The organism is Tenacibaculum sp. M1.3A (assembly GCF_057732375.1).
This window is the reverse complement of sequence record NZ_JBYJEF010000004.1, coordinates 113276-139037: the sequence shown is the minus strand read 5'-3', so window position 1 is coordinate 139037 and position 25762 is coordinate 113276. Positions and strand designations below refer to the sequence as shown.

The following is a 25762-nucleotide window of genomic DNA, read 5'->3' as shown; positions in this document are numbered from 1 at the left end:
CGATACATTTTTCATTTTACAAAAATACTCGAATTGCCAGTTTGTTTATAATTGATTTGTTGTCAGTTCGAGTGAAACTCTTTTTTTAGAGTTTTGTATCGAGAACTAATCGGTGAGGCTACTCAAAGTAGCAACTTATTTATAATCTGGAATATCTTCTAAAAATATATAGGTTTCATTTTCTTTATCAAGCTTGCAAAAATAATGCTGTAATCCGTTGGTAACAACTAAATAATTCGCATTTAATTTTAAGTTATAGCGTGCAATTTGATCGAAAGTATCTTGTGCTATTTTAATTTTCGGAGCCTTGCATTCTACAATAATATTTGGCGTTCCATCCGAAGAGAAAATAACAACATCAGTACGTTTTTTTAAGTTGTTTATAGTTAGTTGTTTTTCAAGAGCAATTAACGAAACAGGATATTTTTTTTTGTCGATCAAAAATTGCACAAAATGTTGACGTACCCATTCTTCTGGAGTTAACACCAAGTATTTTTTTCTCCATTTATCAAAAATAAGCGTCTTATTTTCGCTACTTTTGAGCTCGAATGTATAGTTGGGAAGATTCAATTTTTGCATGTTTCAAAAGTAATTATTTAAGTTAAGTAAAGTGCGGTTTAGTTTTTTCATTTTATTCATTGTTGCAATTCAGGTACAAGCGCAAAGTTTTTACAAAACTCCGTCTGGAAAAAAGTTTCATACGGCTACCTGTAGAATGGTTGAAAATGTATCCACAAAAGTTAGTACGCAAGAAATTAAAACGATTGGTTTAGGAAGGTGCAAAATATGTAAACCTGCTTTTTTAGGTGTATCAAATAGTTTTCAAAATAAAGCGGTAGGGAAGTCTAATAGTGTGCGATGTAGTGGATATACCAAAAAAGGAACGAGGTGTAAGCACACAACAAAACTTGCAAATGGTTATTGTTATCAGCATACAAAACAAGTAAAGCGTTCCTTAAATATGTATCAAAAAAGTAGTAATAGTAGTTCTACTTGTGGAGCAAGAACAAAATCTGGTAGTTCTTGTAGAAGAAAAGTTAAAGGAGGAGGACGATGTTATCAACATCGCTAAAAGCGAAAATTATATGAACGAAATTAAAAATATTATAGCAGATATAAAAGGAGGAAGCATAAAGCCTGTTTATTTCTTAATGGGTGAGGAGCCTTATTATATTGATAAAATTTCTGATTATATTGAAAAAAATGTACTTGATGAGTCTGAAAAAGGATTTAATCAGGTAGTAATGTATGGTCGAGATGTTTCTATTGATGAAATTATTTCGTCAGCAAAACGATATCCGATGATGGCAGATCGCCAGGTGATTATTGTAAAAGAAGCACAAGATTTAAGTCGTACTATTGATAAGATTGAGGCTTATGCAGCAAATCCGCAACCTACTACGGTTTTGGTTTTTAATTATAAATATAAAAAGTTAGATAAACGTAAAAAGGCCTATAAAGCAATTGCTAAAAACGGATTGATTTATGAGAGTAAGAAATTATATGAAAATCAGGTTGCTGACTGGATTCGTAGAGTTTTAGGTGGCAAAAAATACAATATCGAGCCTAAAGCATCTCAGATGTTAGTGGAGTTTTTGGGAGTTGATTTAAGTAAAATAGCAAACGAGTTAGATAAATTAACTTCTGTTTTACCAAAAGATACAATTATAACCGATAAGCATATTGAAGATAATATTGGAATTTCTAAAGATTTTAATAATTTCGAATTGCGTAAATCAATAGGGCAGCGAGATGTGGTAAAGGCAAATAGGATTATAAATTATTTTGCCCAAAACCCGAAAAGTAATCCGTTAGTAATGACTATTTCATTGTTAAATAGTTTTTTTACACAGTTGTTAATATACCACGGATTAAAAGATAAATCGAAAGGTTCTGTTGCTAAAAATTTAGGTGTGAATCCTTTTTTTGTAGACGATTATAGCTCGGCTGCAAAAAATTATCCAATGCGAAAAGTATCACAGGTAATCGCTTTATTGCGCGAAGCAGATGTGAAAAGTAAAGGGGTAGGAGCCAATCAGTCTCATGCAGATATTTTAAAAGAATTGCTGTTTAAAATTATGCATTAAAAAATGAATTACCAAAACCTTATCTGGTTGTTTAAAAGGAATTTGAATGCATATTAAAAGTTTATAATTGGTAACATAACTAACATTTTTAATCATATTATTTAATCTGAAATAAATTCTAGTAGCATAAATATATACTGAAAGTTACAGTTGTAAGTAAGTAACCTTTAAAAGATTGTGTAAGTGCAGGTAATCTATGTTTTAGATAGTATGTCAGATTGTTTAATTGTAACTTATGCACACATTTCAGATATTATTTTACTAGCTAAAAAAGCATAAAAATGAAGAATATTTTTAACAAAGAAGTTACTAACGAGCTAATTAATAGAATAGAAAAATTAACTCCAACAAGTCAGCCTGACTGGGGTAAAATGAGTGTTGCCGAAATGCTAGCACATTGTTGTGTTACTTACGAAATGGTTTATACAAGTAAGCATCCAAGACCAAATAGTGTTGTTAGAATGTTGCTTAAGGCATTTGTAAAAAAGGCTGTGGTAAATGAAACTCCTTTTGCAAGAAACGGAAGAACTGCTCCGCAATTTATCATTACCGATGAACGTGAATTTACAACAGAAAAAAAACGCTTAATAGCCTTTATAATTAAAACTCAACAGCTAGGAGGTGCGTATTTCGACGGAAAAGAATCACATTCTTTTGGAAGGTTAACAAAACAAGAATGGAATAATTCTTTTTACAAGCATTTAGAACATCACTTAACGCAATTTGGAGTTTAAATAAGAGTATTCTAGTAGAGTTGTTTTTATCAACTAAACGACCATAGACAGCTGCTTTTATGGAAGGAGTTTACTTCTTTTCTATTCGTAAAATTTTCTCCATTTTACGCCCTTTAGCCAATTCATCAATCAACTTTTCCATTTGCCTGCATTGTTTGTATAGCTCGAATTCTTTAGGTATTTCTTCAATTCGATACCCACAAACAACTCCTTTAATCATATGTGCGTTGGTGTGAATTTTTGCTTGCTCAAAAAAGGATTTAAATGTTACTTTCTCTTTAATGAGGTCTTGTAGTTTGTTTTCATTAAAACCAGTAAACCATTCGAGTACTTGATGAAACTCATCTTTTGTTCTGCCATTTTTTTCTAACCTATTCCAGTAAAGTGGGTAAATAGATGCAAAGATCATGCTTGCAATTTTCTCGTTTTTTTCAATGGTAACCTTCATTTTTACTTTATTTAATGTTGTTCAATATTTTACTAGAAGTTCTTTAATACGCGGTTTAAATATTAAAATTAAGTAAAAAAACTGGTAAGTTTTTATCAGTATGCTTTTAAGTAAGCTGATCTACAACATATTTTGTTTACTGTGTTTTTTATAAGCACAGTGTTCTTTTACTTGTAATTAACTTTAAATAAGGTGGTTATTAGTTTTTTTTATGTATTATCCAAAGTAACTACTTATTCCACTTAATATACTCTGTACAGCATAAGAAGCTAAAATAAGTCCCATAATTTTACTAATCACCGTAATTCCATAATCACCTATTCGTTTTTGTAAATGATTAGCTCCTAAAAGAATAAGACAAGTAATTCCGATAACGAGTAAAACTATTATAGTTGTGATAGATTGTTGTTGAATTGAGTAAATATGATTATCGGTCATTAAAACAACAGCCATAATTGCTCCTGGTGAAGCTATTGAAGGAATCGCAATAGGAAATATGGTAACGTGTTTATAGTCTGTAATTCTGTTTTTTTCTAGTTCAGGTTTTCCATCTCCGAATATCATTGTTAATGCAAACAAAAATAGAATTACACCACCTGAAATTTGAAAAGCATCAAGAGATACAGACATTCCTTCTAAAATAAGTTGTCCGATTATAATAAAAAACAGAAGTATGAAAAAAGCAATAACAGAAGCTCTTATAGCAATTTTCTTTTTATGAACTAAATCAAATTCTTTAGTAGCTTCGAGATAAACGGGTATTGAACCAATAGGGTCAATTACTGCAAAAACAAAAAATATTGTGGTTAAAAATTCTACCATTTTATTTTATTTCGGGGTTAACAGAGCAAGTTTTAAGACACTCTTTACAAAATAACAAATTTAATGACTAATGTTTTCTCTATACAATTAATTTACAATTTTATTTAATCTGATAATCATCAATTATTGTTTTGATTCCCTCTTGATAAGAAGTTACTTTAAAATCGGGAAACTTATTCTTAAACTTAGACGAATCAAATATATTATCGATGGTATAACGAGGTAGAAATTCTTGCGTTTCTTTACTATTGACGTTAAAAAAGGAAGCCATTTTTAATACAAACGAATTTAAGATATCGTATTTTATAGTGCGACCTAGTTGCTTGGAAATCTCGCTAATAATTTCTTTGTAAGTAAGTCGGTTATCATCGCATGGTAAGTGCCAAGTTTGACCATAACTTTCGGGGTGATTGGCTATTAAGGCCATTGCTTTACTTGCATCTGGTGTGTAAATTAAAGTTCGTAATACGTTGTCGTTTAGTAATACTTTTGGTTTTTTGTTGGCTTTTAGCTTCTCGAAAACAAGTGTGTTTGTTATTCCTTTTGTTTTACTGGGGCCATAAAATTCTGGCGCTCGGCAGATAACAGCCTCAATTTCTTTTTTTGCTATTGCTTTTAGTAAAAGTTGGGCCGTATTTTTTTTAGCAATTCCTTTTTTGCCTTCAGAATTTAACTCGGTGTCTTCTTTTTGAATTTTAGAGTCTTGTGCATAGGCATAGGTATTATCAAAATAAACCAGTTTGCAATTGTTAGCCTTGCAAGCATTTATAACATTTTGCATTATTTTAGGCCAATCGCTTAACCAAACATCAGGTTTGTAAGGAAGACCAACCGTCATGTATGCAATATCAGCATTTATCAAAGCTTTATTTACATCATCTGGGTTCAGTAAGTTTCCTTTCTGTAAAATATCGTTCGGATGTACTTTTTTAGGGTTTCGTCCCACTAGTTTTATGTTGTTGGTATAATTTGCTCTTAATTCTTTCGCCAATTCCTCACCAATTATTCCGTTAGCCCCTAAAATTACTTGCATGTTTTATCTTTTTTAAATTATGCTACTCGTTGTTGTTCTTACAATTGCTCTTTTTCGAAAATAACACTTCTTTCGGTTTTTTTCTTATAGATGTTCTTGGTAATCATCACTTTATTTTCCGTGGCACTGTAGTTTTTACTATTGGGGTTTAGCGCATATTCTAGCTGATGCTCTATCATCTTTTCGAAAGGAAGCAAGAAGTTGTTGGTATTGCATTTTTCTAAACTACTCTTGTTCAGTAAGTTTATTACGGTGTAAACAGACTCAATAGTACTAAGACAAAGCGCTGCAGGCTGCTGTTTAATTATAAATTTCGATTTAATATTATTATCGAAACTCACTCTTTTTAGTTGTTGCAAGTTGGTGCTTAGTTTAAGCATTTTACGAGCGCAAGGCCAGGTACCATCAAGAATAAAAATGTATGGATAACTACCCATGAAAGAATTTATTTCATCACTTTTTCTTGTAGAGATGTTAAAACTATCTTTACCAGGATACAGTAGGAAAGCCTTATTTTCTTTATCCGCTAGTATATCATTTACGCGGTTATTATCCGAAAAATCTACACCAACAATTACCTCAGAGTTTTTAAGTTGAAGGTTTGTTATGTGACCGGTTCCACTTTTTTCTTTTCTGTACTCTTTGGGATGCATCAGAATAATAAAACGAGTATTGGTATGAAAAGTATTAAGATGTTTACATATACAGGTGCTATTAGGTCGCATACATGTGTAACATTTAATCCTTGGTTCTTTTATATTGACTAGCAAGGGATATCTTTTTTTAGGAGTTTAAATTTTATCATTACTGTATTTAATCAGCTTTAGTATTTTTATTACTGATTCCTTAAATGAAATTTAAAATAGTATAATGTAGGATACTTACCAGTATCCTATTTATAAGTGCCAAGATATAAATGATATTGCTAAAGTTAAACACTAATGCATAACTATATTTAATCGATCAATCATAATCGGTTAACGTATTTATTAAATGCGCTAAGGTTAAAATGATTCAAGTTAAGTTGAAGCCTAGAAGTGTTATAATTTTGTATCGAACCAATAAAACATAAATCATGTCAATATTAACCATAATTTTAAGTTTTCTTTTACCACCATTAGCAGTGTTTTTAAAACACGGACTAGGAACAGAATTTTTAATAAGTCTTCTTTTAACACTTGTAGGCTGGATACCAGGCGTTATTTATGCTTTATTTATAAATAGTAAATAAATTATGAAAAATATATTAGTAGCTGGTGCAAATGGTACCACAGGAAAAAAAATAGTACAACTTTTAAAATCATCGCAAAACTTTAATCCAATTGCCATGGTAAGAAAGGAAGAACAAGTTGCGCAATTTAAATCAGAAAATATAGATACTGTATTGGGTGATTTAACAAAAGATATTACACATACGGTTAAGGATATAGATAAAGTTATTTTTGCAGCGGGGTCTGGAGGAAAAAACGTGGTTGAAGTAGATCAGGAAGGCGCTAAGCGTTTAATAACGGCTTCTAAAAAGGCTAATATTAATAAGTTTGTAATGCTAAGTTCTATGGGAGCTGATAGCCCAGAAGCGGCAGGAGATTTACAAGCGTATATGAAAGCGAAGCAAAAGGCAGATGACCACCTTATTAATAGTGGGTTGAATTTTGCAATTATAAGACCCGGAGCATTAACGAATGCTAATGGGAAAGGAAAAATAATGTTAAAAGAAAAGCTACATAAACAAGGTGAGATTAGTAGGGCAGATGTTGCTGAAACTTTAGTATTAGCTTTAAATGATGATGCGCCAAATAATAGGGTTTTCGAGATTATAGAAGGTGAAACCGTAATTGGTGAAGCGATGCAGCAATTATAAACTCAAGCGAGTTAGGTTTTATCTAAGTCACAAATTAAATATGAAAATTAAATGAGTAACTAATCGTAGCGGTTTGCGAAAGTGAACATAATTAGTAAACTTTATAATTTTATAAAAACAAAAAAAGAGATAATTAGCGATATCTCTTTTTTTTGTTTTGAAGGCAGTAATTAAGGAGCTAATTATAAACTTACTTGTGCAGTGTGTTATTAATTCATAAAAACAGGAATTAATATAATCATAAAAACGGCAAGCATCATTTTTACATAATAATTTGTGATAAACAAGCCTGTTGAAATTAATAAATAATCATTACTTGTTGTTTCAATTTTTCCGCCAGAAAAGTAATCACTTTTATAAGTAGATATTGTTTGGTTGTTATCAGTTAAGATCCATTGACTACCCCAAAAATCTTTTTGAGTCCAAGTAAATTCTTTTTCTTCAATTTTCAAGGTTGCTTTAGTTTTAAATGAATGGTATTTAATACTTCCTATTACTTTTTTTTCTGTAATACTTTTAATCAAAAAATCACTGCTGAAAAACCCTTGTTTTTCAAATTTAAATTTTTCGTCATTCAGTTCTAAGTTTACAGTGTCAGAAAACCATTCAGCATTTAAAACGGCTATATTTTTATTCGCTTCTGTTAGTTTTGTTGAAGTATCAAAGAATTCTTTGCTCCATTGCAATTTTTTCATGTTTTTTTTGCTGTTTGTTAATTGTGTTTTTTTAAACACCTTATAGTTAGGTGACTGATTTGTAGATTGTAGCAATGCATTTGAATAATTATACTTAAATACTTCTTTTATCTATGACAATAAGATTTATTTATGCAACAGTTTTGTCAAATATTATAGTAATTAGTTCACAATATCGTTTTTTTTAAAATATTATACATTTTTAATAATTCAATGAACCCCATTTTTATTTTATTCACTTCGGGTTGTGATATATCTTTTTCTAAAAGTATTTTTATACTAGATACAGTTTCTGCTTTGAAATGTTCTTCAGTTTAGCTGTCATTTTTTTTAGTATCTATAAGATTTGGAAAAAATATTTGAATGTATTTATATTCAGCTTCTTGCTTGACAATTATTTTTTAGTACTCTTTTGCAGTTAAATAATATGCTATTGAACAAAGTTTAGAAGATGTACAGAATTGTATAAACTTAATTGTTTTCTTATTATTGAAATCTACTTCCTCTAGTAAGTAGTTATAATTTTCTTCACTATCGTAAAGTTTATCTATTTATATTCAAAGGTAAAAGCGCTTTAGCTTGACCTGAACATTTTGCACTTATACTTAATAATATTATTACAATAAATAAATTTTTTATAATTGAGTTATGGATTATAGCGGTTTGGCTAAGTTTAGTGTGTAAAAAAACGCTAGTCTTTCGAGTTAACACAAAGCCGTATTTTTATATTTTGTTTTTAACTTATCAGTCTTAAAAGCAAAATTTAAAAATTTGGTGGTCTTAGTTAATAAAAACAACCCTTTTGATTAAGTACTTATTAACTATATTTTATACACCTTTGTAAGCTGGATTTATTATTACAATTGTTTGACTAATTTTCTAGCAATAACAGTGTCATATATGATTTTTAGTTTACTAATCTTGTTTTGATTATCAAACTCTATAATATCTACAACATCAAATTCGACTATCTGGTTATTCTTTAAAGTCCATTTATAAGTAAAATAAAGAGCTAGGTTATTTGAATCACTTTCTTCAAAAATGCTCAAAATAGAAAGTTCGGAATTTGTAGTATCACTATTCAATTCGAGATAAAATTCGTCTGCTTTTTTAATTCCATATAATGGTGAATCAACCATTCCGTTTTGATTAAATAATGCTAATACTTCCTCAATATTTCCATTTTCAAGATGTTTGATATACTCCTTTGCAATTTCTTTTTTATTCATTTACTTGTAAAATTAATATGTTTTTTTAGCTTGCCTACAGCGTTTTTGTATACTTTGTTAGTTGTAATTTGTTATTCTTCACGATTTTCTAAATCATCTTTCAGACTGCTTGGTAAGCCTTGTGCATCGCTTAAAGAAAACCCTAGTTCTTCTGAGTTTTCATTAAGAAATACACTGATTTTAGAGTTTGTTTCCAATACAAACGCATATATTTGTTTAACAGATTTTAAACCTTCCTGCCGAATTGCTGCATAAACTTCAGATTTCAATATCCGCTCTTTTTTCATATTTCCCTCTATAAACTTGCTTTCAAAAAGTAGTAATTGTGGAGTAGATTTTACTATTTTCCTATAAGTTTCAGATTTGTACATAAATTTTGTAACAAAAAACTGTAAAATCATTAAAATTAATACGCTAAAGGCTCCTTTTATTATTGAAATATCTTTTAATATAATTGTTGAGGCGACTATTGAACCTACCGAAACGGTTACAATCCAATCGAAATTATTAAGTTCCGATGTAGAACGTTTTCCTAAAATTCGAATATAAACCACTACAAGAATATATGATAACTGCTGAGCCTAAAATCTGTACAATATCTTCTATACTACACTCAAATATTTTATTCATTATTTATCTAATTTTTATTTAACCAATCTATATGATTTTGTGTTGCCTGTTGTGCCCATTGCTTAGGACGTGCTCCAAAACACTCCAAAATAGCATCTACACCTATTATTGTTCCTTTTGCTAATCTACCGAGAAGTGCAATGGGAACTTTTTGATTTCTATTACTTGAGATTAAGTATCCATTTTCATTAGTACTAACACCAAAATCATCTTGAACAACCTTTATAAAACCATCGTTAAGCATATTTTGAATTAGTGACGACCTAACAGACTTAATTTTAGGTGAATCTAAAACCGAGTCAATCAATAGAGTTGCAGTAATAGATTTACCTGAATGTTCAAATTTCCAACCATCAATAGTCAATTCAATGTTTGGATTATTGACCATTTCCAAATTTAAAATACTTGCTTTTGATAATGCTAATAATTGCTGAATACTTTCAACTGGAGGTCCGAAAGAATAGCGTTTAGTTGATTCATCCAATGCAATTATTTCTGTAAAAACTTCATTAGAACACTCATTAAATGATAAAGCTTTATATATAGTGGGTTGGCAGTGTCTCCAAACTTGACCTATGCAATAATCTAAATTCACAGCAGATTTTCCTCTAGCCATTGCTATAAAACTGTGCATACTTTTTTCTACAGATTGTTGATTAGGAGTAATAAGAGCGTGTTCTATGCTTTGGTCTTGAAGCCAATGGACAATTATTTTTTCAAGTTCTTGTTCTGATAAATTTTGAGGATTGTTGGCATTGGACAAGTTAAAGAAAATATTTGCAGCAATTGGTGCAAAAGATGTAGTTAAAAAATCATAATCCTTTGCTTTTTTTTGTGTTCGTGTATTACCAATTTGCTTTTCAAAATTTAAAATAGCTATTTTAGAAGGTTTAAACCAGTTGTCTATTTGTTGATTTAAAGGCTTGGGAACAGGCGGTAATCCATCAAGCGAAAATGGAACGAACATATTTTTAATTTCATGTTTTGTTAAATAAGTATATAAACCATTTTTTTCATTCAAAGAAAATTCACCAAATTTTTCAGCTATAGCTCTGACTACATCTATCATCGCCAGCCCAAAACCACGAATCCCAATAATGCTATTACTATTCAAATTTTTATGATTCAGATAGTTGTATGTAGGATAGGGTGATTTGAAAAATGTTGTGCTTTTATTACCTAAGGCATACTTATCCCAATCTTTTATTTGTTTAGAAAGTTCTGTAGTTTGATGACCAATGGTTAAAAGAATTTCATCAAACACTTTATAATTATCTGATTCTGTAATTATTTTGAGTTCATCATTATTTATCCATTCTATTTTTTTAACTTGTTCATTATGTAGCGACACAATTTTATTTTCCAATAGCGGTTTAATAAGTGATTGAAATCTTTCGGACAAGAATTTTCCTATTTTAGCTCTAGGAGGATATGTGTCTATTTCATTATCAAGACGTTTACTGAAATCTTTATCAATCCATTGGTGATATGAAGGAAAAGACTCAATTTTTAAGATTTCAGTATGAATCACTTCTCGCTTTTCTAATTCTAATACTCTTTCTGTAATGTTTATCCAGTTTGATGTATTTTGGTCTAAATCATATACTTTACCATTGCCAAAATTGCCTGTAGTTTCAAAGAGTGATATGTGAATATTAGAAAGACAATGTTGTTCAGTTAATTCAATAATTAATCTTTCTAAAGCATATCCACCTCTAGGTCCGACACCAACGATTCCAATTTTTCTCATATTTTAAGCTACTTGTTTTTAATTGTAACCAACGTCTCTTCTATGATGCATATGCATTATGCAAATTGTTATGACCTGTTACTTGTTAGGTGTTTTGAAAGTATTCGTAAGCAAGAAAGCTCAAATATTTGAGCTTTTAGTTTATATTCTTCCAACTCATTTACACTTCTGTTATTGTTAAAATTATTACCATGAGCAATTGCGTGTCTTCTTTGGTTTGTTTCATCTAGAAAATCTTCCCAAAGCATTTCCGTTATTTGTCACGTTGTAGGTTAACGCTGAATGCAAAAATAATCCCAAAAGCATCATTATCGCATGCAAAGAATCCAAAGAGTGTATTCGTTCAGTTTTATTCTTTAATTGTTTCAATTATTACTTATATTTCTATGTTTTGTTGAAAGTCCTGATGTTTTTTAACTTGTTATGGTTAGTACGGGAATTAAAAGACGTGAACTTTCGATTAAATATTTAGCCAAAACTTTTTATTTTGTTTTACCTTTTTTGTTCTAAGGCCAAATAAAAAGATTTGACGACTTTACAAATAAGCAAATGAGGTTTCAGTTAAACACTAACGCCTAATTTGCTAGATAGTGTTAACCACTTTTTTTATATTAAGAGCCAAAATAATAGCTATACTCATATTCAGTTTTAAATTGTGAGCTAAATAGAAATTCTTCTTTAGATGGGAATTTCATTAATTTTAGCTGAAAGCTTCCTTTTATCAAAAATTCATTATCATTTATTTCTTCTATTAATTCTATATAAAGTTTATTTTTTTCGTCAGGCACTACAACTAAATCAGTACGGAAAGCTGATAAAAATATGTCTTTACTTATATTTGGATATTCCTCAAGTATATTAGTATAAGCCTTCATAGTTATTGCATCAAAACAATAAAAAGTATCTTCTTTATTGTTTTCAATATAATCCTCATCACTTTCAAATGCTTTTATATTATATGCACCCAGTTGTAATTTAGGAGGTAGAGTTTTTTTTGTGTTTTTAAATTTAATTATAAAATTATTTTTCCCAAAAATATCTTTAGTGAATTCAATTTTCAATTCATTAATTAATCCTGATAATTTACTACCTGCACCTTCAAATTCACAATAAGTTTCTTTTATTTCTTTGCTATTTATTTGAGTTTTTAGATAGGTTTTTGATATATTATTATGATCTTGTTTCTTAGTGTTTTCAATGAGTATTTCATTCTCTTTTGTAGCTTCAGAATTGTTTTTACAAGAAGATATTGATAGAATTATTATTAATAAAAATAGGTTTTTCATTTTTAGTTTTTTTAATTGTGGTTAACGTTGTTGTGTATGGTTCAAACACCTAATTTAGTAAATAATTACTGACCAAGAAAGTCCGCGAGGACTTTCGTAAGTAATCAAGAAGCTAGCAATAAATTATATACGGTGTTATGCTACGTTTTTTTATAATGCGATGTCTTTTATATTCCAAAAATCAATTTGTTCTTTTTTCTCGGTTTGATAAAAAATCGCAAAATCACTTCCAATTGCCCAATCAGTATCTGGAACATCAATATTCGCTTTAAAATAAAGTCGGTTTGAGCGTATAAAGTTATATTCCACACCTCGCAATACAGAATATTTTAAAAAATCTCCGTCAAGACTATCTTTAAATGTCGATTTCTTTACTTGAAATTTAAGAATAACATCGTTTTCTTTTCTTAATATTATTTCAGTTACATTATCGTGATATATATCTTTATAAATTATTGGTTTATTCGGACAATTGAGCTGTCATTCAACGAGTATGTTTTTAATTCAAGTTGGTGAATTTCATATCCGATTTTCACTTCTTGATTTTTTTCGGATAGTATCGAAGTCCGTTTGCCAATAAACAACAGTTGTGTCCAATTTTTTTTGGTTCAGATTTTGTTTCTGTTTTTAATACCGTTTTTTGCTTAAATTCAGATTGAGTTTTTTTCGATTTTTTTCAGCCACAACTCGATAAAATTGAAATTATTAATATTAAAATAAGAAGTTGTTTAATTGTTTGCTTTTCAAATGTTTGGCGGCGGTTTGTATATGAAAAGTAGCGAATAAAACGCACTGAATTTTCAGTTAAACACAAATTTACAAAAAAAACACAAACCTTAATAATTTGTGCTTCTTCCGCTATTTTTTATATACTTTGTTAGGCACTGGGTTTTATTTGTTCAATCCCAACTCCATTTTCTAAAATTTCCCATTATCGTTTTTCCATTCGTCTTTAGACATAATAGTTTCCATTACATCCCAATGTTCGGCTATTTTCCCATTCTCAACTCGGAACAAGTCGTAAAAAGAGGTGTGTTTATTCGCAAACGAACCTTCGCTGACGGTTAATACAAAATTACCTTCTCCTAAAACTTTATGTATTTTGTCGTATTTCATAGTAATACCTTGTGAAGCCATATACTCCAATGCTTTCCCAAGTCCTGAAAGTCCGTCTGCAATTTGAGGGTTGTGCTGAATATAATTGTCTCCATTAAAATATTTAGTCAATTTTTTCATTTTACCGTTCATTAAAATGTCATTAACAAAATTGCTGACCAATGTTTTGTTTTCTTCGGTTTTGTTGATGTTCTCTATTTTTGTTGTTCCGTCAATCATTGTATGACTACTCGGATTTGGATTTGCTGGTTTTTCTTGTAAATTATCCCAATGCTCAACTATTTTCCGATTTTCGAACCTGAAAATGTCGAAACCTATTTTTGGTCCGAAAAAGTTATAATCAGTTTGGGTGAAAACAAAATTTCCATCTTCAAAAGCCCTAACTGTATTTACTTTTGCAGAGTTCGGTGGAAGTTGTTGTAATAATGCACCAAATCCTGTAAGTCCGTCCGCAACCCCCAAATTATGTTGAGTGTATTTGTTTGGGTTAATGTAACCTACTGGTTCTTGATCACCAGTTTCTATGCTTTTTAAAAGAGCAACTACTTTTTCTTTGTTTGAGATTTCCATTTTTACTTCTTTTTTTGTTTCTGAATTTGTTTTTAGGCTATTACAGGCTGTAAACCCAATTGCCAAAATTACCGCTACACTTAATCGTATCTTTTTCATTATTTATAGTTTAAATTTGATACTGCAAAGTTGCAACGAAGAAGAAGAAAAGGAACGATAAAAAAAGTCCTATGAATGATACTTTTAAGCCGAAATGAATTTTGCCCTAAATTCGACAGGTGTACTATCTGTATGTTTTTTGAAGTATTTAATAAAATTGGTAGGTTCTTCAAAACCTAATGAAAAGGCTATTTCTTTGACACTTTCATTGGTATGGACTAATAACCTTTTAGATTCAAGTAAAACTCTATCGTCAATGATATTTTTGGGGGTTTTTCCAAATATTTTTGTAGTGATTTGATTCAGTTTCTTAGATGTCAAGTGCATTTTCTGACAATAAAAATTAACTTTTTTATACTTGATAAAGTTATTGTCCAAAAGGTCTTTTAAAATCAATATATAATCAAGGTCAGCATTTTTTTTAAATTCTATAAAATTTTGATTTCGCCTTTCTCTTTCAGAATGTAATAATAGGTTTTGAAGGTCATTCCGAATTATATCAGATTGATAATTGTCTTTAGAGTTTTTTAATTCAGTTTCTAATTGCTGAAAAATAATGGTGAAAATAGAGCTTGTTTTTGGAATTTGAATCTGCGAAATAGAAAGTAAATCGTTGAACAAAATACTACTTCTCAAAAATGTAGTGTCCATTTTCGTTTTGCAGAAAAAACTGTCTGTAAATAAAATTATCTTTCCGCTGAAACTCGTTTCATTATCAAAAATTTGAACACTATTTTTATTTACAAAAAGTAATGAATTTGGTTTAATTTTAATTGGATTAAAATCTACAAAATGTGTTGGTGAACCTTTTTGAAACCACAGAATTTGGTAAAATTCCGCTCTATGTGGTTTTGTGATTTTGTCTGGAAATTCGTTAAAAAGAAAGTTAAAATCAATGATTTCAAATTCCTGTGGAAGTCCTTCTTTGAAATCGTATTTTTGAATTTTTTCCTTCACTTTGTTATTAGTTCGTTGGTTTTTTCCGTATTGTCCCTAACGTTTTTTATAAGGTTAGTTGCGTGGTTTAAGCACCTAATTTAGTAAATAATTACCGACCAAGAAAGTCCGCGAGGACTTTCGTAAGTAGGCGAGAAGCCAGCAATAAATTATACACGGTGCTGTGAACTGTAGCGACACATATGAATAGGCATACTTGAATTTTTCTATTTTCCCTCACGATAAAGCCCATTTACATAACAGTTTTGATAGACATTATGACAATTGGTTTTTAATCCAAAATGCCCTTATGCTTAATGTTATACATTTTTAATAAATTAACAAATTCCTCTTTTATTTTATTTACTTCAGATTGTGGCGTATCGTTTTCTATATAAATTGTTATACTAGATGTGTTTTTCCCTTTGAAATGTTCTTCAGTTTTTATATTAATCTTTTTAGTCTTTATAGAATTATTTGGGAAAAATATTTGAATGTATTTACTCTGAGCTTCTTGCTTAACTATTATTTCTGAATACTCTTTTGTGGTCAAATAATATGCTGTTGAACAAAGTTTATAAGCTGTACAGAATTGAATAAACTTAATAGTTTTGTTGTGCTTAATATCAACCTCCTCAAGTAAATAGTTGTAATTTTTTTCGCTATCATAAAGCTTGTGTATATCTATTTTCTCGTTCAAAGATAGAAGTGTTTCTGCTCTAGTTTGACTTGAACATTCTGTGTAGATAAATAATAAAAATAATGCAATAAATAAATTTTTCATAATTGGATATTTTTAGTTACGATTTATAAATGTATATAAGAGGACTGTGTTTATTTCTCACTTCAAATATTAAAAAGCACACCCATCTGGCTGAGGTTCAACTTTAGCAAGGTTTTCTGCAAACTCAATATCAAGTGTAGTTTCCGTAAATCCATTACTAACAGACCCAATAAAAGCCTTAATACCATAACCAGAAGTATTCATGTGAGCTCTGACAATTACGACTTGATCACTGGTAATATCTATAGTACCTCCAGATCTAATAAACGGTTGTTCATTTACATGACTGTGACCTAAGATTCTACGATATAAAAGTGTCCCATCTTCTTTAACTACCTCCCACCAATCGGCATATTGACTACATCCTATATCTGGGCTAGAAATGCCCACGTTAAAGGTATAATTATTCTCTATTCCTGACGAAGTAATACTGACAACACTTGCCTTTTTTTCATTAGAAATGACCACGTCAACTTCATCACTTGATAATGAATCCTTAGTGTTAGGGGAATTTAAAATAATGGTCGTAGTTAGAAACAGAGTTAGTAATAATTTCATTTTTTTGCCTTAAATTAAAAATTAATTATAATAGGTTTGTGATATATGTTATAACTTGGTAAGAACAATTGTATAAATTACTTTTAAGTCGTCAACATTTGAATTCTTTTGAATGGTTTAAAAAATATTATGGAAATTCATATATTCAGTAGCTATATTACTTTGATGCAATGTAAAAAGAAAGAAATGTAAAAAGGTTTTAGAAATGATAAATTTATGCCAATTTGTATTATACTGATATAGGTTGACCTTTTTTTAGGATAATTTCTACCGTTCAAAAGATTTTTTTAGCCGTTTAGGATGCAAAAAATATTTTGAACTAGTTTTGTTTTTAAATTGTTAGTTCAGTCAAATTTACATTATTTCTTCGATATGATTTGTATTTGATGTTTGGATTTAAATGTACTTCAGCTGGTTTTCTTAAGTCTAAGCTAAAATGGGTTCTTAAATTGTTGTAAATATATACTGCTTGTTTTGTTACTTCTTGAGCAATGGCAGTATTTTTAATGCAATTTCTAAGTCCATATTCATATTTTAAAGTTCTATTAATTCGCTCTGCAATTGCATTTTTATACGGGTCATATTGTTCTGTCATACTCATCATTATGCCAATTTCTTCTGCATACGCTGTATATTTAGGGTTGCAATATTGAAAACCCCTGTCAGAATGATGAATTAATTTTATAAGGGTATTTTCTATTTTTAATAGCCATTTCCAATGCTTCTGTACAAAGTGAAGTCTTCATATTATTATTATTATTATTATCTAATTTATAGCCCATAATTTGCTTAGAATAAGCATCTGTAACGATTGCTAGATAATTGTGTCCATTATCTGTTTTAATGTAGGTGATATCGCTTACCCATAGTTATTCTGGTCGAGAAGGAACTTGGTTTTTAATTAGGTTTTTATATTTTCTAAATTGATGATTAGAATTTGTTGTTGTTAGATAGTTTTTAAGCTTAGGAACAAGTAAATTATGAAGCCTTAACACATCGTACAACTTGTCTCTCCCAATTGTAGTTCTAGGAGCATCATATTTTTTGGAAGCAAAGTTTGTGGAAATCTGACCATTCTGAATTTGTTCAACGACGAATAATTTGAGTTCTAAAGTTGCTTTTTCATACGTTTTTTTTCGCCAGGGTTGTTTTTGAGTTTTCATAAGTGACTATAATTAAGTGTTTAATTTTTAGTCAACCTATTTCAGGAAAGTACGATTTTAGCTATGGTTCACAACGTTGTTGTATATCGTTTGTTGCGTGTTTCAAGCACCTAATTTAGTAAATAATTACCAACCAAGAAAGTCCGCGAGGACTTTCGTAAGTAGGCGAGAAGCCAGCAATAAATTATATATGGTGTTGTGTGTAGTGCTTATTTCAAGCTTTGATTCGGCAGTTTTTATTTTCCACAATTGTATTCCCGTTTTAATATAAATTCCAAATGTAAATATGTCATTTTATTGTGAGTAAATATGACAATTTTTCAGAATTATGACAAATTTACATAGAATAATGTGTAATAATTGCGATAAATGCCAATAAATCGATTTTGGTATTTAATTTGTTTAAAGGTTATTGAAGTCGTAAAGATTTCAAATTTGAAATAATGTTTAATTTAAAATTTTGTAATTATGAGCAATTTAGCAACTGTTCCTAAAAATGGAAGTTTAGCGAACAGCAATTCAAATCAAAACTTCCCAACTTTGTCTAATTGGTTAGATGACATTTTTAATAGAGACCTACCGTCAGTATTTACTTCAAATTTCAATACTGGTATTACTTTACCAAAAGTAAATATTAAGGAGACTGCCGACGCTTTTATGGTAGAAATGGCTGTTCCGGGTTTAAAAAAGTCAGATTTCCAGCTTGATCTCGATAATCAAGTATTGTCGATTTCTACAGAAACGAAAGAAGAAAATGAACACAAGGAAGAAAATTATACTCGTAGAGAGTTTGGTTACTCCTCGTTCAAAAGAACCTTTAATTTACCAGAAAGTGTAAACGATGAAAAGATTAATGCAAATTATGAAAATGGTATTTTAAGTATTCTATTACCAAAAAAAGAAGAGGCAAAACAAAAACCTGCCAGAAGCATTAAGATTTCATAATTGTTTCACTAAATTTTAGAGTAAAGTATTGAGAAGGATGCTGGTTTTTCAGCATCCTCTCAATAACTCAATAATAAGTTTAATTCTTTAAAATTATAATGCTATGCCAAGAAAGTTTAAATCTGGGGAATGGGTTAAAGTTAAAGGAAAACTTATATCTCCAAAAATGCAAGTTAACCAATATGTTCCAAAAAAAGATTCAATATTCGGTTTGGTTGATAATGATAGTTATTTGGAATGTGTTTGGTATAAAAACGGTGAACGAAAATCAGAAGTGTTCCACCAAAATAGATTGATTAAAATGATAGAAACTGGTGGTTTGTTAAAAAGATTTATAACAAATCCAAAATTAAGTTTAACCTAAAATCTAAAGTGATGAAAAAGTATATTTTATTATTGATGGTTGGCTTGTTAAGCGTTAGTTGTAAAGGACAAGAAAATGAAACTAAAAAAACTGATAAAGAAGAAAATAAAACTAATATAGTTGAAGAGCCTAAAGGTACTTGGAAAGTTGATAAAGAGTTTGATGAAAACGGAAATTTAATTAGATATGATAGTATTTATTCTTGGTCTTCCAATGATAAGTTCGATAATCTTTCATTGTCTGATAAAGATAGTTTAATGCAATCTTTTAAATCACGATTTTTCTCATACTATTCAGGATTCGAAAATCAAGGATTTGAAGACGTTTTTTCTCAAGATTCACTTTTCAGTAAGCATTTCTTTAATGATGATTTTTTTGGAAGTAATTTCGGTAATGATTTTATGGATATTGATAAATTAAGGCAACAAATGATTGCAAGACAGAAGAAGTTTTTAGAAAAATATCAGTCCGAATTCATTAAACCTGAAGACGAAGACGAAAACTAAATAGTTTTCGTCTTTTTTTCTTTTTAGTTCGGGTGTTTTTTGCATTACACACAACGTGTTTGTGCATGATTTGTTAAGGAAAAGAGCGCAGCAATTTTCCGTATTTGAACGAAAGATAGTAAAAGTGGGAGGAAATTCCGCAAGAAAATTCCTCCTTAATGAATTATGCGCGGTGTTAGGTATTCGTTTTATGGGTTTTTCCGTTCTATTTTAATTCTCAATTATTATTTCCGCAAAGATTCTAATTCCGCTGTTTTGATTTTCACGTTTTGATATTCAACTCAATTTTAAAAATTTTTCAAAACTCTCAAGGTTTATTATTTGATCTCAAAACTCTCCAGTTTTAGATTTTTATTTTACGAAACAATTCTAAACTAGAATTTCTCAATCTGTAAAAATTAGACTTAACAACTTAAATTGTTCAAGCTATTTTTTTTGAGTTCTAATTAAATTCCAATTTAGCTTTTCTGAAAATTTTTCAGCCATTGTAAAAATTCACTTTAAAAACTAAAAGACTGATTTTTAACGATTTTACGTTAATGAAACCTAACGTGTTTGTATAAGATTTTTTGCGTGTTTAAGCACCTAATTTAATAAATACAAACCGAATAGAAAATCCGCGAGGATTTTCGTAAGTATGCTTGCACTAGCAATTAATTTTATACGGTGTTGGCTAATGTTTTTTATTTTGAATTATTAAAGGTTTTAATTCCGATTTCAATATAAATTTGAGATTCAGTTTTTTCATGTAATTCTGTAGGGATTTCAAATAAGTTAAGTAGCCTTTTTTTCTCTCCTCTAATTAAAGGGTTTATTTTATTTCTATTTAAATTAGAAAAGCCAAATTCATTGAATTTATGAAAAACAAGATGTTTCCCTTTTTTAATTTCTTCTCCGATTATTTTCCACCATTTTTTATCTGTTGCTCCCATAGATAAACCATGAAGACAAATTAAATCAGCATTTTTAATATCTTGTTCAAACCTTTGATTGGTTAATAGATCATATGAATCATTTGCAAAAGGCTTAATTAAATGTTCTTGAATTTCAATATTTTTTGATAATTCTATATTTGATATTTGTGATTCGTCATTAACCCCAAAGATTAATCCATTATCTATTAATCCATGAATATGATTTATATTTTCTAATTGTGTATTTGAATTGAATATGTTTTTCGTGCTTATTCCTAATGGAAAATTAGAAGGATCAAATATTTGTTCAACAGAGTTTGTATAATTAAAAGTTGAAATATTTAATAATATATTTTTTTGAGAATGTTTATTGATAAACGAGATTAGTTTTCTTTTGTCGTTTGGTGATAAGTATTTTTGAGGATTTATAAAGTCATTTATTATTTTATCTTTTAAGGATTTAGAAATTTCAAGATTTGATTGTTCATTTTTTAAATAATTAGAAAGTTCAATTTGTAAATCATCGTAAATTAAAATGAATTCTTCAGCTTTTTTTAGATGTTTAGTATAGTCGCCTAAATATTCTTCTAAATCAGACCAAAGTTCAGAATCATCTTTTAAGGTTGATTTGAATTCCTTAATTATAGGGTTCTCATTTTTAATTTCTCTGTATATATTTACAAATTCTTTATATGAAGTTTTTAAATTTAAATTTCTATCAAAACCATTTCCAATAATATAGTTTATTCTCATAATTTTTTTCCTTTTCAAATATTTGCCAACGGTTTTGTGTTATGAAAAGTTGTGTTTTTGTGAACGGCAAATTTTCCGCAGGAAAAATTGAAGTTTGCAAAAACACAGTAACTTTTGCTTAAGCTAAAAATAAACAATTTTTTATACACGTTGTTAGCTTTTAGTGCATTTTTGTCAAATTTATAGTTCACTCTTTTTTTCAATTTCGCAATATAAGTTTTTCCTATTTTGAGTAAATTTCACAGTTTTTTATTCCGCAAACTTGCTCAAATTCCGACATTATATTTTTTAGGTAGAGTGGAAGTCCAACGTAATTTTTGCGTTCAGTTCCGATTTTCCGAAATTTGCTCAAATTCCGTTCTGCTTTTGAGTCAGATTATGAGTGATAAATTCCGTTTAAGTTTATTCCTGTTTTGAGAAAGAAATCCACATAATATTTGAAATTTCACAGCATTTTTTTAACTTTCTTATAAGTCAAAAAAACGAAAATAAAACTTGGCTCTCTTCCAATTCTGTATACTCACTCTTGCATTAAAGCTAACGGTTTTTTGTATAGAAAGTTGCTTTGTAAGTGCGCGGCGAATTTTCCGCAGGAAAATTGGACTTAGTAAAAAAGCACAGACTATTCGGTTTAGCTAAAATAAAGCAATTTTTATATACAAGTTGTTGCCCACTGTAGTTTTTTTATTTAATAATTCCATTTTTTACTTTCCAATATTTTCAAAATTCAGCGTTTGAGTAAATAATTCCGCATAGGTTTTCAATTCCGCAAAGTTGCTAAATTCCGTAAGAGTGATTTTTTGCGTTCAGTTCTGTTTTTGTCAATTTTTTAAAACTCCGTTTGAGTAAGAATTCCGAAAAGTTGCTCTAAAATTGGGATTGTTATTTTTCCAGTGTTGACAGAAAAGCGTATTTTAATATTAGAATTATTCCACAATAAACTTCTTGCTTTTTAACTCATAATTGTTTCCGCCTGAGTGATTTCCGCTATTGTGGGCAACTCGTTATATCCAAAACTTTATTCTCATTATCCCGATTATAAAAGCAGATAACACAAAGTATCAGCAATTTTTTTCTTGTAAATATAGCAAAATCAAGAAGTAGCATTCCTTTAATTTTTTAATAAGTTATGCACAGTTTTTGCTAATTTCGCGATTCAAAATACATATGTATGATTACAGTAGATCAATTAACGGTTGAGTTTAGTGGAAAAACCTTATTTAAAGATGTTTCGTTTGTGATAAACGAAAATGATAAAATAGCCTTAATGGGTAAAAACGGCGCCGGAAAATCAACCATGATGAAAATTATAGCAGGTATTTCTAAAGCTAGTAAAGGCGGAGTTAGAAGCCCGAAAGACACAGTAATCGCATACTTGCCACAGCATTTGTTAATGGAAGATAATTGCACGGTGAGAGCAGAAGCATCGAAAGCTTTTGATGCTGTTTTTAAGATGAAAACCGAAATGGAATCATTAAATAAACAGTTAGAAACGCGTACCGATTACGAATCGGAAGAATACATGAAAATTATAGAGCGTGTTACCGATTTAGGTGAAAGTTATTATGCTTTAGAAGAGGTAAATTACGAAGCTGAGGTAGAAAAAGCGCTAAAAGGATTGGGGTTTAAGCAAGAAGATTTTGATCGTTTAACAAGCGAATTTAGTGGTGGTTGGCGCATGCGTATTGAGTTGGCGAAGATTTTATTGCAAAAACCCGATTTAATCTTGTTAGATGAACCAACGAACCACGTAGATATAGAATCGGTAATTTGGTTAGAAAATTTCTTATTAAACAAAGCCAAAGCAGTAGTGGTAATTTCGCACGATAAAGCATTTATTGATAATATTACCAACCGAACTATTGAGGTTACCATGGGAACGATTCACGATTATAAAGCCAATTACTCACATTATTTAGAGCTTAGAAAAGAACGTCGTTCGCATCAAATAAAAGCGTATCAAGAACAACAAAAAACAATTGATGATATAAAAGGTTTTATAGAACGTTTTAAAGGAACGTATTCTAAAACCAATCAAGTTGCATCGCGAGTGCGTATGTTAGAAAAAATTGTTCCTATAGAAATTGATGAGGTAGATACGACGTCGCTAAAATTACGTTTTCCGCCATCGCCACGTTCGGGAGATTATCCTGTAAAAGTAGAAAACTTAACTAAAAAATACGGCAATTTAACCGTTTTTGAAGAGGCTAGTTTTTCAATTTCTCGAGGTGAAAAAGTATCGTTTGTTGGGCGTAACGGAGAAGGGAAATCAACGATGATTAAAGCAATTATGGGAGAAATAGATTTTGAAGGTGAATGCGGATTAGGACATAATGCCAAAGTTGGGTATTTTGCGCAGAATCAGGCATCATTATTAGATCCTGAATTAACGGTTTTTCAAACGGTAGATGAGGTTGCAGAAGGTGATGTGCGAACGCAAATAAAAAATATTTTAGGTCGTTTTATGTTTGCTGGTGATGATATTGAAAAGAAAGTAAAAGTGCTTTCTGGTGGAGAGAAAACACGTTTGGCAATGGTTAAATTATTGCTAGAACCTGTAAATGTATTAATTTTAGATGAGCCTACAAATCACTTAGATTTACGATCTAAAGATGTGATAAAAGAAGCGTTATTACATTTCGACGGAACCTTAATTTTAGTGTCTCACGATCGTGATTTCCTGCAAGGTTTATCAGAAAAAGTATTCGAGTTTAAAGATCAACGTGTTATTGAGCATTTCGAAACTATTGATGCTTTTTTAGAGCGCAATAATATTAAAGCGTTAAAAGAAATCGATTTATAGGATTTTTTTAAAGCTTTAAAGATAAAAGATAAAAGAGCTCAATTCTGGTGAATTGAACTCTTTTTTATGCGTGAAATTTGTATCGAGAATAATAGTTTTTTATTTGAAGCTATTTCCCGCTTTTCGCACTCGCTCTTTTTTTGAAGAAAAATCAAAAAAAGGAGCTCAAACATATGCTGCAATCGGGGCTATAAATTTGAGCTAAGTTTTATATTTTGAGTTTAAGTTTTTATAGAAAGGAAACAGTCAATTGAATCCGTCAAACTGAATTTATTTCAGTTTCTCATCCTGATTTGCTACAATTTTGTCAATTCGAGTGATTTTAATGACTAAAAGGAATTAAAATTGTATCGAGAATTTGAATTGTTCTATTTTGATGTTAAAAAAGTTCTCGATACAAATTTTTGAAGGAAAAAAATCACTCGAACTGACAGTTTCTTCTATTTTTAAACAGGCTCTAAACAAAAAACACCGTTAAATAATTTTAACGGTGTTTTTTTTAAATAAATATAATTTAAAATGTTTATTCGGTAACTTTTAAACGTGCTTTTGCGGTAACAGAAATATCAGAAAAATCGTTGTTTAAATATTTTAAATAACCGGCAATGGCAATCATGGCAGCATTATCGGTAGTGTATTCAAATTTGGGAATGTAGGTTGTCCATCCCCAATGTTTTTCGGCAAGGCCTAAACGTTTTCTAATTTCTGAATTAGCAGAAACACCACCAGCAATAGCGATGTGTTTAATATCGGTTTGTTTAACGGTGTTTTTTAGCTTATCCATTAATATTTCAACTATTGTATGTTGAATAGAAGCACAGATATCGTGTAGGTTTTCTTCAATGAAATTTGAGTTCTCTTTTACATTTTTCTGAATAAAACGCAAAATTCCTGTTTTTAATCCGCTAAAGCTAAATTGTAAATCACCTACTTTAGGTTTTGTAAATTGATATGCTTTCGGATTTCCTAATTGTGCATATTTGTCAATTAAAGGACCACCAGGATAAGGTAAACCTAATATTTTTGCTGATTTATCAAAAGCTTCACCCACAGCATCATCAATAGTTTCACCTAAGATTTCCATCTCAAAATGATTGGTAACTTTTACAATCTGCGTATGTCCGCCACTTATGGTTAAGCACACAAAAGGAAAAGGCGGTATTTTACTATCTTTATCTTTAATAAAATGAGCCAAAATATGCCCCTGCATATGGTTTATATCTATTAGCGGAATATTTAAACCTAAGGCAAAAGATTTTGCAAAGGAAGTACCTACTAATAACGATCCCATTAAACCAGGGCCACGTGTAAAAGCAACAGCATTTAAATCGTGTTTGGTAATATTAGCTTGTTCGATAGCTTGTTGCACTACCGGAACAATATTTTGTTGATGCGCTCTTGATGCAAGTTCAGGAACAACACCGCCATATTTAGCGTGTATCTCCTGATTGGCAACCACATTACTTATTACTTTTCCGTTATAAATTACCGAAGCACTTGTGTCGTCGCAAGAGCTTTCAATACCTAAGATATAGCTGTTTTTTGTACTCAATGTATGTTGTATTAAAATGCAAAAATATCGATATTGCGTTAGAATTTCGTTAAAATTAATATTTCTTTAAAATAAGGCAACATTTTTGCAGTTAGCTGAGTACATTTGTTAGGCATTTATAAAT

29 protein-coding genes and 1 pseudogene are annotated in these 25762 nt (G+C 29.9%); 9 read left to right on the top strand and 21 right to left on the bottom strand.

Annotation, left to right across the window (positions count from 1 at the left end; all coding sequences use genetic code 11):
• Positions 1-135: 135 nt before the first annotated feature.
• Positions 136-579: a type I restriction enzyme HsdR N-terminal domain-containing protein gene (locus AC28QF_RS08110; RefSeq protein ID WP_488201360.1), complete on the bottom strand. Its 444-nt coding sequence runs from the start codon at positions 577-579 to the stop codon at positions 136-138.
• Between the two features lie 31 nt (positions 580-610).
• On the opposite strand from AC28QF_RS08110, the gene AC28QF_RS08105 reads away from it, so the two are divergent.
• The 3 genes from AC28QF_RS08105 (at position 611) to AC28QF_RS08095 (ending at position 2821) form a co-directional block, all read left to right on the top strand.
• Complete coding sequence (locus AC28QF_RS08105) at positions 611-1072, top strand: DUF5763 domain-containing protein (RefSeq protein WP_488201361.1); 462 nt, start codon at positions 611-613, stop codon at positions 1070-1072.
• A 13-nt stretch (positions 1073-1085) separates the two neighbouring features.
• Entirely contained in the window at positions 1086-2087 is a 1002-nt protein-coding gene (holA, locus tag AC28QF_RS08100; RefSeq protein ID WP_488201362.1) for a DNA polymerase III subunit delta, read from the top strand.
• A 281-nt stretch (positions 2088-2368) separates the two neighbouring features.
• On the top strand, positions 2369-2821 hold the full coding sequence (locus AC28QF_RS08095; protein ID WP_488201363.1) for a DUF1569 domain-containing protein: 453 nt from the start codon (positions 2369-2371) through the stop codon (positions 2819-2821).
• 70 nt (positions 2822-2891) lie between these two features.
• Here AC28QF_RS08095 and AC28QF_RS08090 read toward each other — a convergent pair whose 3' ends face one another.
• The 4 genes from AC28QF_RS08090 to AC28QF_RS08075 form a co-directional block, all read right to left on the bottom strand.
• Positions 2892-3269, bottom strand: coding sequence for a DUF2200 domain-containing protein (locus AC28QF_RS08090; protein WP_488201364.1), 378 nt, complete (start codon positions 3267-3269; stop codon positions 2892-2894).
• Positions 3270-3485: 216 nt separating this feature from the next.
• Positions 3486-4091 (bottom strand): MarC family protein, encoded by a 606-nt coding sequence (locus AC28QF_RS08085; RefSeq protein WP_488201365.1) that lies wholly within the window; start codon positions 4089-4091, stop codon positions 3486-3488.
• Between the two features lie 100 nt (positions 4092-4191).
• Complete coding sequence (locus AC28QF_RS08080) at positions 4192-5124, bottom strand: NAD-dependent epimerase/dehydratase family protein (protein WP_488201366.1); 933 nt, start codon at positions 5122-5124, stop codon at positions 4192-4194.
• Positions 5125-5162: 38 nt separating this feature from the next.
• A complete protein-coding gene (locus AC28QF_RS08075; RefSeq protein WP_488201367.1) occupies positions 5163-5894 on the bottom strand; it encodes a tRNA-uridine aminocarboxypropyltransferase in 732 nt (243 codons plus the stop codon).
• Between the two features lie 305 nt (positions 5895-6199).
• Between AC28QF_RS08075 and AC28QF_RS08070 the strand changes: the two genes are divergently transcribed.
• Both AC28QF_RS08070 and AC28QF_RS08065 read left to right on the top strand, forming a co-directional pair.
• On the top strand, positions 6200-6355 hold the full coding sequence (locus AC28QF_RS08070; protein WP_488201368.1) for a YqaE/Pmp3 family membrane protein: 156 nt from the start codon (positions 6200-6202) through the stop codon (positions 6353-6355).
• Between the two features lie 3 nt (positions 6356-6358).
• Positions 6359-6985, top strand: a complete 627-nt coding sequence (locus tag AC28QF_RS08065; RefSeq protein ID WP_488201369.1) for an SDR family oxidoreductase — start codon at positions 6359-6361, stop codon at positions 6983-6985.
• Between the two features lie 209 nt (positions 6986-7194).
• Here AC28QF_RS08065 and AC28QF_RS08060 read toward each other — a convergent pair whose 3' ends face one another.
• From AC28QF_RS08060 to AC28QF_RS07995, 14 genes and pseudogenes are all read right to left on the bottom strand, one after another.
• Positions 7195-7680, bottom strand: coding sequence for a hypothetical protein (locus tag AC28QF_RS08060; protein ID WP_488201370.1), 486 nt, complete (start codon positions 7678-7680; stop codon positions 7195-7197).
• A gap of 857 nt (positions 7681-8537) precedes the next feature.
• Entirely contained in the window at positions 8538-8909 is a 372-nt protein-coding gene (locus AC28QF_RS08055) for a nuclear transport factor 2 family protein (RefSeq protein WP_488201371.1), read from the bottom strand.
• Positions 8910-8980: 71 nt separating this feature from the next.
• Positions 8981-9463, bottom strand: a complete 483-nt coding sequence (locus tag AC28QF_RS08050; protein ID WP_488201372.1) for a DUF421 domain-containing protein — start codon at positions 9461-9463, stop codon at positions 8981-8983.
• 83 nt (positions 9464-9546) lie between these two features.
• Positions 9547-11289, bottom strand: coding sequence for an FAD/NAD(P)-binding protein (locus tag AC28QF_RS08045; protein WP_488201373.1), 1743 nt, complete (start codon positions 11287-11289; stop codon positions 9547-9549).
• A 68-nt stretch (positions 11290-11357) separates the two neighbouring features.
• Positions 11358-11537, bottom strand: a complete 180-nt coding sequence (locus AC28QF_RS08040; RefSeq protein WP_488201374.1) for a hypothetical protein — start codon at positions 11535-11537, stop codon at positions 11358-11360.
• A 363-nt stretch (positions 11538-11900) separates the two neighbouring features.
• Positions 11901-12575 carry a hypothetical protein gene (locus AC28QF_RS08035; protein WP_488201375.1) on the bottom strand — a complete coding sequence of 225 codons (675 nt, stop codon included), beginning with the start codon at positions 12573-12575 and terminating at the stop codon, positions 11901-11903.
• Positions 12576-12725: 150 nt separating this feature from the next.
• Positions 12726-13016 (bottom strand): DUF4738 domain-containing protein, encoded by a 291-nt coding sequence (locus AC28QF_RS08030; protein WP_488202418.1) that lies wholly within the window; start codon positions 13014-13016, stop codon positions 12726-12728.
• A gap of 477 nt (positions 13017-13493) precedes the next feature.
• Positions 13494-14360, bottom strand: a complete 867-nt coding sequence (locus AC28QF_RS08025) for a nuclear transport factor 2 family protein (protein ID WP_488201376.1) — start codon at positions 14358-14360, stop codon at positions 13494-13496.
• 84 nt (positions 14361-14444) lie between these two features.
• Entirely contained in the window at positions 14445-15317 is an 873-nt protein-coding gene (locus tag AC28QF_RS08020) for an AraC family transcriptional regulator (RefSeq protein WP_488201377.1), read from the bottom strand.
• A gap of 271 nt (positions 15318-15588) precedes the next feature.
• Positions 15589-16080 carry a hypothetical protein gene (locus tag AC28QF_RS08015; RefSeq protein WP_488201378.1) on the bottom strand — a complete coding sequence of 164 codons (492 nt, stop codon included), beginning with the start codon at positions 16078-16080 and terminating at the stop codon, positions 15589-15591.
• A gap of 69 nt (positions 16081-16149) precedes the next feature.
• On the bottom strand, positions 16150-16470 hold the full coding sequence (locus AC28QF_RS08010) for a hypothetical protein (RefSeq protein WP_488201379.1): 321 nt from the start codon (positions 16468-16470) through the stop codon (positions 16150-16152).
• A 499-nt stretch (positions 16471-16969) separates the two neighbouring features.
• Complete coding sequence (locus tag AC28QF_RS08005; protein WP_488201380.1) at positions 16970-17242, bottom strand: integrase core domain-containing protein; 273 nt, start codon at positions 17240-17242, stop codon at positions 16970-16972.
• Positions 17243-17300: 58 nt separating this feature from the next.
• Positions 17301-17495 (bottom strand): annotated as a pseudogene (locus AC28QF_RS08000) (DDE-type integrase/transposase/recombinase); the annotation flags it as partial.
• A 12-nt stretch (positions 17496-17507) separates the two neighbouring features.
• Positions 17508-17801: a helix-turn-helix domain-containing protein gene (locus AC28QF_RS07995; protein ID WP_488201381.1), complete on the bottom strand. Its 294-nt coding sequence runs from the start codon at positions 17799-17801 to the stop codon at positions 17508-17510.
• 468 nt (positions 17802-18269) lie between these two features.
• On the opposite strand from AC28QF_RS07995, the gene AC28QF_RS07990 reads away from it, so the two are divergent.
• The 3 genes from AC28QF_RS07990 to AC28QF_RS07980 all read left to right on the top strand — a co-directional run bounded on the left by AC28QF_RS07990 (position 18270) and on the right by AC28QF_RS07980 (position 19616).
• Complete coding sequence (locus tag AC28QF_RS07990; RefSeq protein ID WP_488201382.1) at positions 18270-18746, top strand: Hsp20/alpha crystallin family protein; 477 nt, start codon at positions 18270-18272, stop codon at positions 18744-18746.
• Between the two features lie 103 nt (positions 18747-18849).
• Complete coding sequence (locus tag AC28QF_RS07985) at positions 18850-19110, top strand: YodC family protein (RefSeq protein WP_488201383.1); 261 nt, start codon at positions 18850-18852, stop codon at positions 19108-19110.
• A gap of 11 nt (positions 19111-19121) precedes the next feature.
• Positions 19122-19616, top strand: a complete 495-nt coding sequence (locus AC28QF_RS07980) for a hypothetical protein (protein ID WP_488201384.1) — start codon at positions 19122-19124, stop codon at positions 19614-19616.
• A 683-nt stretch (positions 19617-20299) separates the two neighbouring features.
• Here AC28QF_RS07980 and AC28QF_RS07975 read toward each other — a convergent pair.
• Entirely contained in the window at positions 20300-21283 is a 984-nt protein-coding gene (locus AC28QF_RS07975) for an AbiH family protein (RefSeq protein ID WP_488201385.1), read from the bottom strand.
• A 1171-nt stretch (positions 21284-22454) separates the two neighbouring features.
• Between AC28QF_RS07975 and AC28QF_RS07970 the strand changes: the two genes are divergently transcribed.
• Positions 22455-24086, top strand: a complete 1632-nt coding sequence (locus AC28QF_RS07970; protein ID WP_488201386.1) for an ABC-F family ATP-binding cassette domain-containing protein — start codon at positions 22455-22457, stop codon at positions 24084-24086.
• A 523-nt stretch (positions 24087-24609) separates the two neighbouring features.
• Here AC28QF_RS07970 and tsaD read toward each other — a convergent pair.
• The gene (gene tsaD, locus AC28QF_RS07965) at positions 24610-25638 is read right to left on the bottom strand and encodes a tRNA (adenosine(37)-N6)-threonylcarbamoyltransferase complex transferase subunit TsaD (protein ID WP_488201387.1); all 1029 of its coding nucleotides are present in this window, start codon (positions 25636-25638) and stop codon (positions 24610-24612) included.
• Positions 25639-25762: the final 124 nt, after the last annotated feature.

Excerpts from the sequence above, each read along its gene's own strand:
- AC28QF_RS07970 (WP_488201386.1), top strand. The coding sequence starts at position 22,455 with ATGATTACAGTAGATCAATTAACGGTTGAGTTTAGTGGAAAAACCTTA.
- AC28QF_RS08045 (WP_488201373.1), bottom strand. The coding sequence starts at position 11,289 with ATGAGAAAAATTGGAATCGTTGGTGTCGGACCTAGAGGTGGATATGCT.
- AC28QF_RS08085 (WP_488201365.1), bottom strand. The coding sequence starts at position 4,091 with ATGGTAGAATTTTTAACCACAATATTTTTTGTTTTTGCAGTAATTGAC.
- AC28QF_RS07980 (WP_488201384.1), top strand. The coding sequence starts at position 19,122 with ATGAAAAAGTATATTTTATTATTGATGGTTGGCTTGTTAAGCGTTAGT.
- AC28QF_RS07995 (WP_488201381.1), bottom strand. The coding sequence starts at position 17,801 with ATGAAAACTCAAAAACAACCCTGGCGAAAAAAAACGTATGAAAAAGCA.
- AC28QF_RS07990 (WP_488201382.1), top strand. The coding sequence starts at position 18,270 with ATGAGCAATTTAGCAACTGTTCCTAAAAATGGAAGTTTAGCGAACAGC.
- AC28QF_RS07975 (WP_488201385.1), bottom strand. The coding sequence starts at position 21,283 with ATGAGAATAAACTATATTATTGGAAATGGTTTTGATAGAAATTTAAAT.
- AC28QF_RS08110 (WP_488201360.1), bottom strand. The coding sequence starts at position 579 with ATGCAAAAATTGAATCTTCCCAACTATACATTCGAGCTCAAAAGTAGC.
- holA (WP_488201362.1), top strand. The coding sequence starts at position 1,086 with ATGAACGAAATTAAAAATATTATAGCAGATATAAAAGGAGGAAGCATA.
- AC28QF_RS08070 (WP_488201368.1), top strand. The coding sequence starts at position 6,200 with ATGTCAATATTAACCATAATTTTAAGTTTTCTTTTACCACCATTAGCA.
- AC28QF_RS08035 (WP_488201375.1), bottom strand. The coding sequence starts at position 12,575 with ATGAAAAACCTATTTTTATTAATAATAATTCTATCAATATCTTCTTGT.
- AC28QF_RS08060 (WP_488201370.1), bottom strand. The coding sequence starts at position 7,680 with ATGAAAAAATTGCAATGGAGCAAAGAATTCTTTGATACTTCAACAAAA.
- AC28QF_RS08015 (WP_488201378.1), bottom strand. The coding sequence starts at position 16,080 with ATGAAAAATTTATTTATTGCATTATTTTTATTATTTATCTACACAGAA.
- AC28QF_RS08040 (WP_488201374.1), bottom strand. The coding sequence starts at position 11,537 with ATGCTTTGGGAAGATTTTCTAGATGAAACAAACCAAAGAAGACACGCA.
- AC28QF_RS08005 (WP_488201380.1), bottom strand. The coding sequence starts at position 17,242 with ATGATGAGTATGACAGAACAATATGACCCGTATAAAAATGCAATTGCA.
- AC28QF_RS08025 (WP_488201376.1), bottom strand. The coding sequence starts at position 14,360 with ATGAAAAAGATACGATTAAGTGTAGCGGTAATTTTGGCAATTGGGTTT.
- AC28QF_RS08080 (WP_488201366.1), bottom strand. The coding sequence starts at position 5,124 with ATGCAAGTAATTTTAGGGGCTAACGGAATAATTGGTGAGGAATTGGCG.
- AC28QF_RS08065 (WP_488201369.1), top strand. The coding sequence starts at position 6,359 with ATGAAAAATATATTAGTAGCTGGTGCAAATGGTACCACAGGAAAAAAA.
- AC28QF_RS08090 (WP_488201364.1), bottom strand. The coding sequence starts at position 3,269 with ATGAAGGTTACCATTGAAAAAAACGAGAAAATTGCAAGCATGATCTTT.
- AC28QF_RS07985 (WP_488201383.1), top strand. The coding sequence starts at position 18,850 with ATGCCAAGAAAGTTTAAATCTGGGGAATGGGTTAAAGTTAAAGGAAAA.
- AC28QF_RS08055 (WP_488201371.1), bottom strand. The coding sequence starts at position 8,909 with ATGAATAAAAAAGAAATTGCAAAGGAGTATATCAAACATCTTGAAAAT.
- AC28QF_RS08095 (WP_488201363.1), top strand. The coding sequence starts at position 2,369 with ATGAAGAATATTTTTAACAAAGAAGTTACTAACGAGCTAATTAATAGA.